Origin of the sequence: Hymenobacter cheonanensis, from assembly GCF_030581075.1 — a bacterium.
GTDB lineage: Bacteria > Bacteroidota > Bacteroidia > Cytophagales > Hymenobacteraceae > Hymenobacter.
Map to the genome: position 1 here is coordinate 1 of NZ_JAUQSW010000010.1, position 13,012 is coordinate 13,012.

The 13,012-nt window shown below is 64.4% G+C and carries 14 protein-coding genes; 3 read left to right on the plus strand and 11 right to left on the minus strand.

The features are described from left to right. The 5 genes from Q5H89_RS17475 to Q5H89_RS17495 form a co-directional block, all read right to left on the minus strand. On the minus strand, window positions 1-939 hold a 939-nt coding region (locus Q5H89_RS17475; protein ID WP_305020632.1), incomplete at its 3' end, for a M56 family metallopeptidase. Continuing rightward, entirely contained in the window at window positions 917-1,345 is a 429-nt protein-coding gene (locus Q5H89_RS17480) for a BlaI/MecI/CopY family transcriptional regulator (RefSeq protein WP_305020633.1), read from the minus strand. The genes Q5H89_RS17480 and Q5H89_RS17475, both read right to left, overlap by 23 nt. 256 nt (window positions 1,346-1,601) lie before the next feature. Then, a complete protein-coding gene (gene folB / locus Q5H89_RS17485; RefSeq protein WP_305020634.1) occupies window positions 1,602-1,991 on the minus strand; it encodes a dihydroneopterin aldolase in 390 nt (129 codons plus the stop codon). 230 nt (window positions 1,992-2,221) lie between these two features. Next, a complete protein-coding gene (locus Q5H89_RS17490) occupies window positions 2,222-3,265 on the minus strand; it encodes a DivIVA domain-containing protein (protein ID WP_305020635.1) in 1,044 nt (347 codons plus the stop codon). A gap of 90 nt (window positions 3,266-3,355) precedes the next feature. Next, window positions 3,356-4,303, minus strand: a complete 948-nt coding sequence (locus Q5H89_RS17495) for a WD40 repeat domain-containing protein (RefSeq protein WP_305020636.1) — start codon at window positions 4,301-4,303, stop codon at window positions 3,356-3,358. Window positions 4,304-4,418: 115 nt separating this feature from the next. Between Q5H89_RS17495 and Q5H89_RS17500 the strand changes: the two genes are divergently transcribed. Together Q5H89_RS17500 and Q5H89_RS17505 are read left to right on the plus strand one after the other, a co-directional pair. Then, window positions 4,419-5,105 carry a 4'-phosphopantetheinyl transferase family protein gene (locus tag Q5H89_RS17500; protein WP_305020637.1) on the plus strand — a complete coding sequence of 229 codons (687 nt, stop codon included), beginning with the start codon at window positions 4,419-4,421 and terminating at the stop codon, window positions 5,103-5,105. Window positions 5,106-5,167: 62 nt separating this feature from the next. Continuing rightward, complete coding sequence (locus Q5H89_RS17505) at window positions 5,168-5,734, plus strand: redoxin domain-containing protein (RefSeq protein ID WP_305020638.1); 567 nt, start codon at window positions 5,168-5,170, stop codon at window positions 5,732-5,734. 68 nt (window positions 5,735-5,802) lie between these two features. Here the strand turns inward: Q5H89_RS17505 and Q5H89_RS17510 are convergent, their stop codons facing one another. Continuing rightward, a complete protein-coding gene (locus tag Q5H89_RS17510) occupies window positions 5,803-6,678 on the minus strand; it encodes a transglutaminase-like domain-containing protein (protein WP_305020639.1) in 876 nt (291 codons plus the stop codon). Window positions 6,679-6,870: 192 nt separating this feature from the next. Here Q5H89_RS17510 and Q5H89_RS17515 point away from each other — a divergent pair, with 192 nt between their 5' ends. Then, window positions 6,871-8,307 carry a glucoamylase family protein gene (locus Q5H89_RS17515; RefSeq protein WP_305020640.1) on the plus strand — a complete coding sequence of 479 codons (1,437 nt, stop codon included), beginning with the start codon at window positions 6,871-6,873 and terminating at the stop codon, window positions 8,305-8,307. Between the two features lie 22 nt (window positions 8,308-8,329). On the opposite strand, the gene poxB is transcribed toward Q5H89_RS17515, so the two are convergent. The 5 genes from poxB to Q5H89_RS17540 all read right to left on the minus strand — a co-directional run bounded on the left by poxB (window position 8,330) and on the right by Q5H89_RS17540 (window position 12,884). After that, window positions 8,330-10,057: a ubiquinone-dependent pyruvate dehydrogenase gene (gene poxB / locus Q5H89_RS17520; RefSeq protein ID WP_305020641.1), complete on the minus strand. Its 1,728-nt coding sequence runs from the start codon at window positions 10,055-10,057 to the stop codon at window positions 8,330-8,332. 80 nt (window positions 10,058-10,137) lie between these two features. Beyond that, a complete protein-coding gene (locus Q5H89_RS17525) occupies window positions 10,138-10,863 on the minus strand; it encodes a hypothetical protein (protein ID WP_305020642.1) in 726 nt (241 codons plus the stop codon). After that, window positions 10,853-11,257 carry a GntR family transcriptional regulator gene (locus Q5H89_RS17530; RefSeq protein WP_305020643.1) on the minus strand — a complete coding sequence of 135 codons (405 nt, stop codon included), beginning with the start codon at window positions 11,255-11,257 and terminating at the stop codon, window positions 10,853-10,855. Before Q5H89_RS17530 ends, Q5H89_RS17525 begins: the two co-directional genes overlap by 11 nt. Before the next feature lie 12 nt (window positions 11,258-11,269). After that, window positions 11,270-12,043: a hypothetical protein gene (locus Q5H89_RS17535; protein ID WP_305020644.1), complete on the minus strand. Its 774-nt coding sequence runs from the start codon at window positions 12,041-12,043 to the stop codon at window positions 11,270-11,272. Then, window positions 12,027-12,884 (minus strand): ABC transporter ATP-binding protein, encoded by an 858-nt coding sequence (locus tag Q5H89_RS17540; RefSeq protein ID WP_305020645.1) that lies wholly within the window; start codon window positions 12,882-12,884, stop codon window positions 12,027-12,029. The genes Q5H89_RS17535 and Q5H89_RS17540 overlap by 17 nt, the downstream gene beginning before the upstream one ends. Between the last annotated feature and the right edge of the window lie 128 nt (window positions 12,885-13,012).

A 13,012-nucleotide genomic window follows, 5' to 3' on the forward strand; every position in this document is an offset into this window, starting at 1 on the left:
GGCCAGCGCCAGGCGCGGCGCGGTAGCGGCGGCGGCTTCCAGCTCGGCCAGGGCCGCCAGGGCGCGGGCCACGCGCAGGCCATCGCCGCCGCAGAGGGCCGCGGCTTGGTCGTCGCAGCAGTTTTCGCGCTCGGCGCGCAGGCAGTTGGCCATAAACCACACGGCCGGGTGGTAGAAAAACAGCACCTCGGCCACGGCCAAACCCAAATTCAGCAGGTAATCGCGGCGCACAATGTGGGCTAGCTCGTGGGCCAGCAGCGCTTCGAGCAACGCCGGGCTCAGGCCCGCCACCGCCCCTAGCGGCAGCAAGATTACCGGGCGCAAATGCCCCAGCACCACCGGCCCCGCCACCCGCGCCGACTCCAGCAAGGCTACCGGCCGGCGCACCCCGGCGCGGCGGGCCAGGCTAGCCAGCCGCTGCTGCCACTCGGCGCCCAGGGCCTGGGTACCGGCCCGGCGCAGCCGGCTGGCGTAGAGCAGGCCCCCGGCCAGGCGGCCGCTCATCAGTACCAGGCCCAGCAGCCACGCCACCACCACCAGCGGCAGGTAGGCTTCGAGCTGCACAGCGTTGGCGCGCAGCCAAGCCAGCGAAACGGTGGGCGCCGTAGCCTCAACAGCTGCGGCGGCGCCCGCCGTGGCCGGGCTAGCCGGCGCGGCGAAGGCCGCTGCTACGGGGCCAGCCCCCACGGCGGGCGCCGGCTGCGGGGCGCTTTGGTAGTAAAAGCCAAACGTGAGCCCCACCACCAGCACCAGGCTGGCCAGCGCGCCGGCCGAGGCGGCGTAGCGCACCTCGGCGCGCCGGCGACGCAGCAGCGGCAGCACGCCGGCCAGCAGCAGGGCCAGTACCCCACCCTGCCACACCGAATGCAGCAGCGCGTAGCCCAGGGCCCGCACCAGCGCGGGCGACAATACTTCTCTAAGCAGCGGGAGCGTGGTCATCGGAAGCGGGAGTTGAAGGGTTAGCGTTCTGAATCTCAATGTCATTGAGCAGGCGGCGAATCTGGGCCAGCTCGTCGGCCGAAGTCTTGCGGTTGCCCAAGGCCTGCATTACCAGCTTCAGGGCCGAGCCGCCGAAGGTGGCCGCCACAAACTTATCCAGCAGCAGCCCCTGGGTATCGTGCTCGCGCACGGCGGCCCGGTACACGTGGCTGCGGCCTTCGTCGTCGCGGCTCACCAGGCCTTTTTCCAGCATCAGCTGCATGATTTTCAGGGTGGTAGTGTAGCCCACCTCGCGGCGCTGGCTCAGCGCCTCGTTTACGGTGCGCACCGTGGCCGGGCCGTGCTGCCACAGCACCTGCAAAATCTCAAGTTCCGAATCGGTAGGTTTGGGGGGCGCTTTGGGCATGGCTGGCGGGCAAAAAGTTTCGTACGAAATAGTTCGTAGACCAAAGGTTATACGAGAGACTTCGTAGTTGCAAAAACAATGTACGAAATAAATCGTATAATCAGGCAACAAGTTAGTAATCAGCCGGATTATTTTTTTCAGCCGCAGCTTGTTGCTCCCTCTTGGTCTATAACCCGCGCCGCATTGGGGTAGCCCATCGGCGGCGCCAGGCAGTTGCTCACCCCTGAGACGCCGGGGTGCATCTGCTCCCCTATCGCTATGCCGGTTCGGTTGCGCCGGCTTGCCCGGCCCGGCGCTTGCGCACCAGCGTAACCCGCGCCCGGTGGCAGATGCCGCCCAGCGGCGGGTTGAATTTCGATACGCTCACCTGGGCGCGCCGCACCTGCGGAAACTCCTGCATCAGGCGGTCGAGGATGCGGTGCGCCAGGTGTTCCAGCAGCCGGGCCGGGCGCTGCATTTCTTCGAGTGTCACGCGGTAGAGCACTTCGTAGTTGACAGTGGCGGCCAGCTTATCAGAAGCCCCGGCGGCGTGCAGGTCGGTTTTGAGGTGCAGGTCGACGCCGTACTTATTCCCGATTTTCTGCTCCTCATCATAGTAGCCGTGGAAGGCAAAAAACTCCAACCCTTCAAGTGCAATCTGGCCCATGTCGTCAGTTGTCTGAACCGCGGATTTATCGGATTCGTCGGATTACTCGGATTTCGAGGATGCTTCCCGGCCGCGGCAGGGTGCAAAAGTAACGGCGGCCACCGCCCCAGCCGCTCGCCGCTACTAATCATCTGCTAGCCCCACCACAAAAAGAAAGGGCTGCCCAGTGGGCAGCCCTCGCTTACGGCTTCAAAATCCGACTAATCCGGAGAATCCGATAAATCCGCGGGCTAGATTTCGTCAAAAAACGACTTCTCTCCCATTGGCCCGGCCTGGGCCGGGCTAGCGGCCATGCCGGGGTGGGTCATGGGCTCGGGCTGCTGAATTTCGGGCCGGCCAGGGCCGATGGGCTGAATCTCGGGCCGGCTAGGCTCTACGTAGGGCGCGGGCGGCTGGGGCACGGTTTCGGGGCCGGGCTGGTCGATGTGCGGAGCCGGCGCGATGCCGGGGTTTTCGGGCGGCGACTGGGGGCGCTCGATGTCGGGCGTGGGCGCCTGGCCGGGGTCGGGCTGCTGGCCGGGCTTGGGGTTGTAGCCGCTGGGCGCGGCCGTGGGGCTAGCGGCCGCAGCCGGGCGGCCCGCCGCAGCGGGCGCAAAAGCAGCGGCAGGGGTCGGGGCCACGGCGGCAGCCGAGGAGCGCGAAGGAGCAGTGGAAACGTGCATAGCGGGGGCGGGGCTAGGTTCGGGAGCCGGCGTTTCGGCCGGCCGTTTTACCTGTACGCTGGCCGCCCGCGAAAGGATGGCCGCCGGGGCATTTTTGGGACGGGCGCGGGCGCGCTCCACTTTTTCGAGGGCGTCGGAGGCCAGGTGGTGCAGGTCGCGCACCAGCGTATCGAGCTGCTGCTCCAGGCGCTGGCACTCCTGGCCGAGGCCGGTTACTTCCTTCTGCATGTCGGCCACGGTTTTTTCGGCCGTTTGGTAGGCCTCTTCCACAATGGTGCGGGCACGCTGGCGGGCTTCGGAAAGCGTTTGCTCGGCCAGCAGCTGGGCCTCGCGGCGGCGCAGGTCGGCATCGCGCTGGGCCTGCTCGGTGATGGAGTTGCCGGTGTCTTCGGCCGTTTTGAGGGTGCGGTAGAGCGACGACTCTACCTCGCGCATCTTTTGCACGTCGTGCAGGGCGTGCTCCAGCTTGAGGCGCAGCTCGCGGTTTTCGTCGCCCAGCCGCTCCCACTGCTGCGACACCGTGTTGAGGAAGGCCTGCACCTCGTCTTTGTCCACGCCCCGAAAGGACTTTTCAAACGTCTTCTGCCGAATATCGAGGGCGGTAATTTTCATTATTTGAAGCTGTTAGCCCCTAGCTATGCGCTAGCGGCCGGGTAGGTAGTAAAATTAGGGTATGCCCGGCCAACGCTCGCCGGGCGCAAGCTATTGGCTGGGCGCGGCAATTTCCCACACCGCCAGGCTGCGGTCATCGCTACACGAAACTAACCGGTGCTGGTCGCCCGGCCAAACCAGCTTATTGACCGACGTGCCGTGGCCGGCCGCCCGCGCCCTATCGAGCACCCGCAGCAGCGCCAGGCTGGCCGGGTCCCAGAGCTTGATACTTTTATCCAAAGAGCAGCTGGCCAGGTAGCGCCCATCACCGCTGAAGGCCAGGTGGTTGATGGCGTACATGTGGGCCACCACGCTATCGGCCAGGGGGTAGCCATCGGTGGCCAGGTAGCGGCGCAGGTGGGCATCGCGGCCGGCGGCCAGCAGGTGCTGGCCATCAGGCGAGTAAGCGAGCGTGAAAACGGAATTGGTGGCTTCCGTCAGCGAAGTTTTGATAGCCAGCGAGTCGAGGTCGAGCACGTAGGTTTTCCAGTCGGAGCTGCCCACGGCCAGCTCGCCCCGCGCCTCGTGCAGGGCCAGGCAGCGCAGGCTCTTATCGCTGAGACGCAGTAGGTTTTCGAGCCGAAAGTCATCGCCGCGCAGCACGGCCAGCGTGCCATCGCCGAGGGCGCAGTACAGCCGCTGGCGGCTTTCAGAATACACCATCTCAAAGATGGCGACCGGCGGCAGGGCCGTGGCGTAGGCCAGCGTTTTACTTTGCAAATCAAGGGCTTGCACCCCCTGAAAATTATGTCCCAGCAATAGCAGGCCGCGCGCGGGCAGCTCCAGCAGGGCATATACCGAGTTCTCGACCCTGGCCAGCAGCTCGCCGTCGGCTTCGGGCTGGGCGCTGTTCCAGGCCACCACCATGCCATCGGCGCTGCCCGAGAACACCTGGTCGGCGCCGGGCCGCCCGGCCAGCGCGTACACGGCATCCTGGTGCCCGGCCAGGGTGCCGATGCGGGTGGCGGTGGGGCGAAGTGGGGGCGTAGTAGCAAGCATAAGAGCGGCAAAGGTCGGGCGGAAAGTAGCATAAGCTTTCGCTTGGGCGCCATGAAACTACTGCGCAAGCGGAAGCTTGTGTTACCTTCTGCCCGACCTTTGCCGCTACCTGTTTATGCCGCTTCATTCTCTTACGCCCCTGGCCGGCGGCCCACTGCTAGGCCGCTGGCACCTCACCGAAACGCCCGCCGAGCTGTGGCCCCAGCTAGCCCAGGCCGCCGAGTATGCCCCGCTCCTACCCGCCCGCGCCGATGGCCCGCGCCAGGCGCAGTGGCTGGCGGGCCGGGTGCTGGTGCAGCAGCTGCTGGCGGCGGCCGGCGCACCGCTGGCGGCGCTGCGCAACGACGAGGCCGGCCGGCCTTTTTTACTGGGCCCCGGGCCGCGGCCGGCCGTATCGCTGTCGCACTCGGGCGAGTGGGTGGTGGCGCTGCTAGCCCCCGCCGGCACGGCCGTAGGCATCGACATCGAAATGGTGCGCGACAAAGCCCAACGCCTTGCCCGCAAGTTTTTGAATGAGCAGGAAGCCGCTGTTTTAGAAAGCATTACCCTAGCCGAAAGCGCTGGGCTCCAGGCGCAGCAAGAACTGTATAGCCTGCTTTGGAGCGCCAAGGAAACCTTGTATAAGCTGGCAAACCGGCGCGGGCTCATCTTCCGCGACAACCTGCTGCTCGACCTGCCGGCGGGCGCCTGGCCCGTGCCCGGCACGCTGCCCGCCCGCCTGGCTGTAAACGGCACAATTTCCCGGCACCAGATTTGTTATCTTCGGCCAGCGGCGGGCTACGTGCTCACGTATTGCTGCTAATTTTCACGTACTTTCTACGCGGCTTGCGCGGCTTATTTTCCTTGGCTTTTTCTACTCGCCTCATGTCTTTTCGCAAACTTCCGATTTTGCTGGCGGCGGCCCTGCTGCTGGCCACCGTCACGGTGGGTATTGCCCGTGCTCAGGGCACGGTGGGCGATTTTACGGTGCAAAAAACCGGGGGCGGCAGCACCTCGCTCAGTGCCTACAACGGCCAAAAGGCGGTAGTAGTAGTGTTTATGAACCCCGCCTGCGCCTACACCCGCCTCTACCAGGAGCGCCTGGCGGCGCTCAGCAGCGCCTACGGCGGCCGGGGCGTGCAGTTTATGTTCGTCAACGTGCCCATCAACCTCGACACGGCCGATGGCGGCGGGGGCGGCTCGCTGGCCACCTTCACCGATGAAGGCGCCGCCAGCGCCGCGCTAGGCGTGAGCAAAACCACCGAGGCCGTGGTGCTGCAGCCTTCGGGCTCGGGCTTTGCAGTGCGCTACCGCGGCGCTATCGATGATAACCCGCAGGTAGCCAGCGGCGTGCAGCAGCACTATTTGCAGCAGGTGCTCGACAATGTGCTGGCTGGCCGCCCCGCCGGCGTGGCCGATAAGCGCGCCGCCGGCTGCCTCATCAAGCGCTAGGTTGCGTAACAGCTAATAAAAAAGGCCCGCTGTAGAGCACAGCGGGCCTTTTTTTAGGGCGTTAGGTTTTATTCTTCGCCTTCGCCCGGCTCGTCCTGTTCCAACAAGATGGCTAGCAGCTGCGCTACTTCTTCAGCCTTAGCGGGTTCCTGTAGTTTTTCGAAGCCCACCTGCAGGTTGCGCATTGCGCGGCGCACGATGTCGAGGTGGGTGCAGGGCTCGTAAAAACTCTCCTGCGAAGTGATGCCAAGCTGGCCCACATAGTGCTCAATATCAGCCTTCGACAGCACCACGCCCCGGTTGTAGCAGTTGATGTAGAACGGCAGCACCGGCTTATCGTCCGCATCCTTGTAGAGCTGGTAGGTGAGCACAAACAGGTTGGGCAGGTTCACGCCGAACACCGGCAAATCGAGGCGCTGGGCCACTAGCAGGTAGATAACGCAGAGCGACAGCGGGTTGCCGCGCTTGGTTTCCAGCACCCGGTGCAGCATGGAGTTGGCCGGCGAGTGAAAGTGCTGGGTATTGGCCGCGAACTTGTGGTTGCGAAAAATAACGTGGTTGAGCACCTGCACCTGGTCGGCGGGGTGCATTTCGGGGCGCAATAGCGTCCAGGCCTCGAAGCGCAGCTGCTCGATGGCCCGGTTCAGGGCCTGCAGGTCGGCATCGGGGTACTGGTACGAGTTGAGCAGCCACATGCCCTCCAGCAAATCCTGGCCGCCCGAGTCGCGCCACACGCGCAGGCGGTGCTGCAGGCCCTCAAACTGTAGGTTATGAATGAGGTCTTCGAGGCGCCGCTGCTGCTGCGGGTCGAGGGTTTCCTCCCACGATTCTTCTAAAAAAGGAATAATGGCCTCGCCCAGGTTCTGGATTTCGCTCTGAATCTGGGGGGCGATTTCCGGGTCGTCGAGCAGCGAGATGAGGGCTTTTATTTCGGTGGTAGTCATGCGGGCAAAATCGGCCCCAAGGCGAGAGGCGGGGTTAAATCTAACACCCGCTAGCGGGCTTTTTGTTCAGAAAACGGGCCTGGCGGCGGTTTTGGCCGGCTAGCTAGGGGCCGCCTAGCGTGGCCAGGCCGGGTTGGCGCGCCCAATTCTTTTGCCGAACTTACGGCTCCTTTCCTTCCCACCCCTCCTCTCATGCAAACTCTGCTTTGGCTGCTGGCGGCGGCTAGCCTGCTTGGCGGCCCGGCGCGGGCGCAGCCGCGCCGGGCTACCCGGCCACTAGCCCCGGCGGCCGACTTTATTGCTCCGGTAGGCATTGTGCCCCAGGCTTCTGACTCGGTGCTGCTCGATATTGTGCAGCGCCAGACGTTTCGCTACTTCTGGCACTTTGCCCACCCGGTGAGTGGGCTGGCCCGCGAGCGCGACAACACGGTGCGGGCGCAGTACTACTGGGATTACATCAACGAAGCCGAAGACAGCCCCAACCTGAGCACGGCCACTTTCGGGCCCGAAGCCTGCGCCATTGGGGGCACCGGCATGGGCATTATGGCTACAGTGGTGGCCGTGCACCGCCACTGGGTGAGCCGCGAAGCGGCCCTGCGTCGCCTCACCAAAATCGCAGATTTTCTGATTAAGGCCGACTGCTACCACGGCATCTATCCGCACTTTATGAACGGGGCCACGGGCAAAACCATCGCCTTCGACCGCATCGACGACGGGGCCGACCTCGTGGAAACGTCCTATCTGCTTATGGGCCTGCTCACGGCCAGGGCGTATTTCAACGGCAACACCCTAGCCGAGCGCTACTTCCAGAAGCGGGTGCAGCAAATGTGGGAGGCTGCCGACTGGAACTGGCACACCCAGGGCGGCCAAAGCAAGCTGTACTGGCACTGGAGCCCCAACAACGGCTTTCAAATGAATTTCCCCATCAAGGGCTACAACGAGGCGCTCATTACCTACATTATGGCGGCGGCTTCGCCCACCCATCCCATCCAGCGGGCCGTATATGACAGCTGCTGGGTGGGCAGCGGCGACTGGCGCAATGGCAAAACGTACTTCGGCTACCGCCTGCCCCTCGATGCCTACAACCAGGGCGGCCCGCTGTTTTTTGAACAGTATACCTACCTGGGCATCAACCCTAATGGCCTCACCGACGACCACGGCATCGACTACGCCGAGCAAACGCGCCACCACACGTTCATCAACCGGGCCTACTGCGTGGCTAACCCCAAGCACTGGAAAGGCTACGGCCCCACCTGCTGGGGCCTCACGGCCGGCGACAGCTACAAGGGCTACCTGGCCCACTGCCCGAGCGTGGACGTGGGCGTGATTCAGCCCACCGCGGCGCTCTCTTCTTTCCCCTACACGCCCGCCGAGTCGATGCAGGTGCTGCGGCACCTCTATTACGACCTGGGCAAGCAGTTGTGGGGCCCCTACGGCTTTGCCGATGGCTTCAGCGAGAGCCGCCACTGGTACGCCCGCACGCACCTGGCCATCGACCAGGGGCCAATAGTGGTGATGATAGAAAACCACCGCTCGGGGCTCCCCTGGCGGCTGTTTATGGGCCAGGCCGATGTGCAGCGCGGCCTGCAGCGCCTGGGCTTCACAAGCCGGCCCACCGCCGGGCGCTAGCCCTGCGGCCGGCTCGCCGGGCCTAGCGAAACAGGTTGGTTTTGGCGAGGTCAATAAGCTCGCTACCCCGGCCATTCATCAGGGCTTTCAGGGCATAGAGGCTAAAGCCTTTGGCCTGAGCAGCTTCGATGTGGGGCGGCATGCTCAGCTCCTCGCGGTTGACGATGGCGTTGACCACCACCTGGCCGTCGTGGGCCAGGGCTTCATGCAGGACGCTTTCCAGTTGGGCGGGGTCACTCACGCGCAGGCCCTTGATGCCGGCCGCCTCGGCTAGCTGGGCAAAGTCGGGGTTGTCGAGGGTGGTGCCGTATTCGAGGGTGCCGGCGGCTTTCATTTCCAGCTCCACGAAACCATAGGAGCTGTTATTGAAGACGATAACCTTCACCGGCACCTTCAGCTGGTGCAGGTCGAGCAACTCGCTGAGCAGCATGGCGAAGCCGCCATCGCCGCACATCGCCACCACCTGCCGGCCCGGATAGGCCAGCGCTGCCCCAATGCCCTGCGAAAGCGCGTTGGCCATGCTGCCGTGCACAAAGGAGCCTAGCAAACGGCGGTGGCCGTTCATGCGCAGGTAGCGGGCGGCCCAGATGGTGGGCGTGCCCACATCGCAGGTGAAAATAGCGTCTTCCGCGGCCAGCTCGTTGAGGAGGCGGGCTACCTGCTGCGGGTGCAGGCTAGCGGCGCCGGCCTCGCCGGTGGCCAGCTCGGCCAGGCTCTGGTCGTCGGCTTGGTGGCGCTCCTGGGCGGCTTTGAGGTGCGCATCGTCAGTACGGGCTTTGAGCAGCGGCAGCAGGTGCTGCACGGTTTCGGCCACGGTGCCGTGCAGGCCCACTTCTACGCGGGTGCGGCGGCCCAGGTGCAGCGGGCGGGTATCGACCTGCACCACGCGGGCATCGTCGGGGAAAAACTGGCGGTACGGAAAGTCGGTACCGAGCATCAGAATGGCGTCGGCGTCCATGAGGGCGTGGTAGCCGGCGGGCATGCCGAGCAAGCCGCTCAGGCCCACGTCGTAGGGATTATTGGGCTCCACGCACTCTTTGCCGCGCAGGGCGTGCACCACGGGCGCTTGCAGGGCGCCGGCTACTTGCAGCAGCTCGGCGTGCGCCCCGGCGCAGCCCACGCCGGCCAGAATAGTCACCTTCTCGCAGCTGTTAAGCAGCTCGGCGGCCTTGGCCAACTGCGTGGCGGCGGGTACAAGGGCGCTGGCGTGGCCCAGGCTGGGCAGGCGCGGCGCGGGCGCCTCGGCTTCGAGGTGGGCCACATCGCCGGGAATGACGACCACCCCCACCCCGTGCATGCCAATGGCGGCCTGAATAGCGGCCTCCACGATGCGCACGGCCTGGTCGGGGCTGGCGATGACTTCGCAATAGTGGCTGCACTCGCGGAAAATGCGCTCGGGGTGGGTTTCCTGAAAGTAGCTGCTGCCGATTTCCACGCTCGGAATCTGGGCGGCGATGGCCAGCACCGGCACCCGCGAGCGGTGGCAGTCAAACAAGCCGTTGAGCAGGTGCGTGTTGCCCGGCCCGCACGAGCCGGCGCACACGGCCAGGTCACCGGTAAGGTAGGCCTCGGCACCGGCCGCAAACGCGCCGGCTTCCTCGTGCCGCACCTGCACAAACTCGATGCCCTCGCGGGCCCGGATGGCATCGGTAATGCCGTTGAGCGAGTCGCCCACCAGGCCAAATACGCGCTTGACACCCGCGGCTTGCAGCGTGTCGATAATAATTTCGGAAACAGATTTTTTGGACATGCGATAGGCGCGGGCTAGCCGGGCAATAGAAGCGTACTTCCAGCACTTACGGCCGCCCGCGCCTTCACGTTCGGTACACCCTAGCGCAGCACGCTGCCCAGCGCGGCGCCCGTCAGGGTTACTTTGGCGCTGTCGCTGAACTGGCGGTGCAGCTGCGGAATCTGCACGTTGTCGAGCACCAGCTCGCTCTGGTGGGCCAGCGCGAGGCTAGCGGCGGCAATGCGGTTGCCCCTGTTTAACTGCAACAGCCCGTGGCTGCCGAGGCTAGGGCCAGCCGTGGCGCTCAGCATGCCCAACTCATTGTCGGCCAGCTCGATGTGGCTGCCGTGGTCCTGGCGCAGCACCAGGCTATCCTGCCGAAAGCCCTGCACCAGCACTTTTTCGTAGTCCCTGAAATCATTGGTGGTCAATGGCTTGCCCTGCGACTCGTACACGGCATCGGTACTGAGCGCCGCCAGGCGCGGGCAGCTGATAAGTACGGTTTCGGCCGGGCCAAAATAGCGCCGCCACCTCGGGAAAGCAGCAGTAATAACCAGCCGGCCGCCCTGCTGCCGCAGGTGCACATACTCGGCAGCGCCAGGGTTCAGGCGCACGCTAAATGGGCCGGGCACAATCTTGACGCTCACCACGTTGGAGGCCGGCACCACTACTTCCGTGAAATCGCGGAAGCCCTGGGCTACGTAGCCGCGCAGCGGGTTTTTGTAGTCGCCCCGGCGGTACTCGGCGCGCAGGGCCATGTTGTAGGCCGTGAGCGAGGCTAGCAGCACCAGCACGGCTGCCAGCAGGTAGTTGCTGCTATTTTTCATGCGAAGTAGAAGAATGCGGCTGCGGCGCGGGGGCGCCAGCCCGGTACTGCTCGTAGCGCTGGCTCAGCTCGGCAAAGCCGATGCCCAGCAGCGAAATTGTGTTGAAAAAGGCCGGTAGCTCTTGCTGCAAAAACCGCTCGCGGCGGTAGGCCAGCACGGTTTGCACGGCATCGGGGGCCACAAAAAAACCGAGGCCGCGCTTGTTGTAGACCGTGCCCTGGGTTTGCAGAAAATCGTAGGTTCGCATCACCGTATTGGGGTTGACTTGCAGCTCGGCGGCGAGGTCGCGCACCGACGGAATCTTGCCGTCGGGCGGCCACTGCTGGCGCAGAATATTATCGCCCACGTATCCGGCTATTTGCAGGTAGATGGCTTCGTTGTCGTTGAATTCCATGGGCTAGAGGCATTAAATCTGCTTTTCGGTAAGGCGGGCGTAGGCCGCCAGCCACAGCAGCCCGGCCAGGGCCAGGGGCAGCAGCGTCAGGGCCAGGTGCCACTGCCCCTCGGGCAGGGCTAGCAGGGCCCGCTGGCGGCCCTCGCCCACCCACACATCGCCAAACGGCGCAATGGGCGAGCTGCCCGGCAGTAATACTTTCAGCAATTGCCGGTTGGCCAGTAGCAGGCCCAGCAAGAGGCCAAATACCAGAAAAGCCGTCTTGATAATGTGCATCCGCCGGAAGTAAATGGCCCCGCACAGCGCCACGCTGTGCAACAGCGCGTAGCTCAGCAGCGGCGTGAGCCACTCCCGCGCACCGCGCGCAAAGTCATATACCTCGTAGGGGCGCCCCTGGCTGCTTAGCTGCAGCAGCAGCGAGTTAACGAGCATAAAGACAACCGTATATACTACTAAAAATACCGGCAGCGACCAGAGCCAGGCTACCAGGTATTTTTCGAGGTGCGAGGCGGGCAGCAGCAAGGCCGGCGCGGCCCCGCGCGGCGTGCCGAGCGCCGCAAACACCGACGACGTGAACAGCGCGCCCGCGGCCAGCAACCCAAACAGGAACAGGATTAGCTGCATTTCGCGCTCCAGGGGCCGGCGCGTGAGGTAGGTAAGGGCCCCTAGCACCACCAGTACGCCGCCCGCCAGCACGGCCGTGCTCATGAGGTAGCTGGGCAGGTGCTCGGCGGTGTGCTTGCGCAGCAGGCGGCCAAAGCGTGCAAAATCAAAGTGCTGGTTCATGCTGCAACTGAGTTAGATAAGTGGCCACTGCCGACTCGCGGCCGGTGAGCGCGTTGAAAAGCACCTCCAAATCGACTTTGCTGAATGCCCCGCCCGTATTGGCCCGGATGGCATACTGGCCCCGCACCGCAGGCTCGGCGTACAGCACGCCGGGGCTAGCGGCCCCGGCCGGCACCATACCAAAGTGCAGCTTTTCGGCTAGGGCATCGATGGTTTCGTTGAGCACCATGCGGCGCTCGTGCAGCACCAGCACGGTATCAATCAGGCTGTCGAGGTCGCGCACCTGGTGGGTCGAAATGACGACGCAGCGCTCCTCGCCCAGTGCCCCCGCCACGAGCTTGCGAAACTGCGCCTTGCTCGGAATATCGAGGCCGTTGGTAGGCTCATCCAGCACCAGCAGGCCGGTGTTGGTGGCCAGGGCAAAGGCTATCATCACCTTCTTCTGCTGGCCGTAGCTGAGCGCCGTGAGCTTCGTGAGGCTAGGCACGTCCAGCTCGCCCAGGTAGTTGTGGAAGGCCGCCGCGTCGAAGCGCGGGTAAAAACCCCCGGTACTGGCCGCCAGCTGCGTGGCCGATACGGGTGGCACCTGCACATCTTCGGGCAGGAAAAACAGGTCTTGCAGCGTGTCGGGCCGGCGCAGGGCCGCCGCGTGGCCATCTACCTCGCAGGTGCCGCTGAGCGGGAAGGCTAGCCCCACCAGGTTCTTGAGCAGCGTCGATTTGCCCGCGCCGTTCTTGCCCAGCAGGCCGTAGATGCGGCCACGCTCCAGGTCCAGGCTCAGGTTTTCGAGTTGCAGTACCCGGCGCGAGTACCCAAAATGCAGGTTGCGAATACGAACCATATGCGTATGCGTTTTAGTGTATTACTAAACTAGTACACTGCAAATGTATACGCTGCTTACCAAGTTGGTTCTGCTTGGCAAAAAAATAAGCTATTTTTTACCTCTACTCTTGCTCAGCTGCCGAGCTA

What these genes read in the sequence shown, in the direction of transcription:
- Q5H89_RS17510 (WP_305020639.1), bottom strand. Translation starts at nt 6,678, where the DNA reads ATGACTACCACCGAAATAAAAGCCCTCATCTCGCTGCTCGACGACCCG.
- Q5H89_RS17525 (WP_305020642.1), bottom strand. Translation starts at nt 10,863, where the DNA reads ATGAAAAATAGCAGCAACTACCTGCTGGCAGCCGTGCTGGTGCTGCTA.
- Q5H89_RS17480 (WP_305020633.1), bottom strand. Translation starts at nt 1,345, where the DNA reads ATGCCCAAAGCGCCCCCCAAACCTACCGATTCGGAACTTGAGATTTTG.
- Q5H89_RS17540 (WP_305020645.1), bottom strand. Translation starts at nt 12,884, where the DNA reads ATGGTTCGTATTCGCAACCTGCATTTTGGGTACTCGCGCCGGGTACTG.
- Q5H89_RS17530 (WP_305020643.1), bottom strand. Translation starts at nt 11,257, where the DNA reads ATGGAATTCAACGACAACGAAGCCATCTACCTGCAAATAGCCGGATAC.
- Q5H89_RS17495 (WP_305020636.1), bottom strand. Translation starts at nt 4,303, where the DNA reads ATGCTTGCTACTACGCCCCCACTTCGCCCCACCGCCACCCGCATCGGC.
- Q5H89_RS17515 (WP_305020640.1), top strand. Translation starts at nt 6,871, where the DNA reads ATGCAAACTCTGCTTTGGCTGCTGGCGGCGGCTAGCCTGCTTGGCGGC.
- Q5H89_RS17535 (WP_305020644.1), bottom strand. Translation starts at nt 12,043, where the DNA reads ATGAACCAGCACTTTGATTTTGCACGCTTTGGCCGCCTGCTGCGCAAG.
- Q5H89_RS17505 (WP_305020638.1), top strand. Translation starts at nt 5,168, where the DNA reads ATGTCTTTTCGCAAACTTCCGATTTTGCTGGCGGCGGCCCTGCTGCTG.
- Q5H89_RS17500 (WP_305020637.1), top strand. Translation starts at nt 4,419, where the DNA reads ATGCCGCTTCATTCTCTTACGCCCCTGGCCGGCGGCCCACTGCTAGGC.
- Q5H89_RS17490 (WP_305020635.1), bottom strand. Translation starts at nt 3,265, where the DNA reads ATGAAAATTACCGCCCTCGATATTCGGCAGAAGACGTTTGAAAAGTCC.
- poxB (WP_305020641.1), bottom strand. Translation starts at nt 10,057, where the DNA reads ATGTCCAAAAAATCTGTTTCCGAAATTATTATCGACACGCTGCAAGCC.
- folB (WP_305020634.1), bottom strand. Translation starts at nt 1,991, where the DNA reads ATGGGCCAGATTGCACTTGAAGGGTTGGAGTTTTTTGCCTTCCACGGC.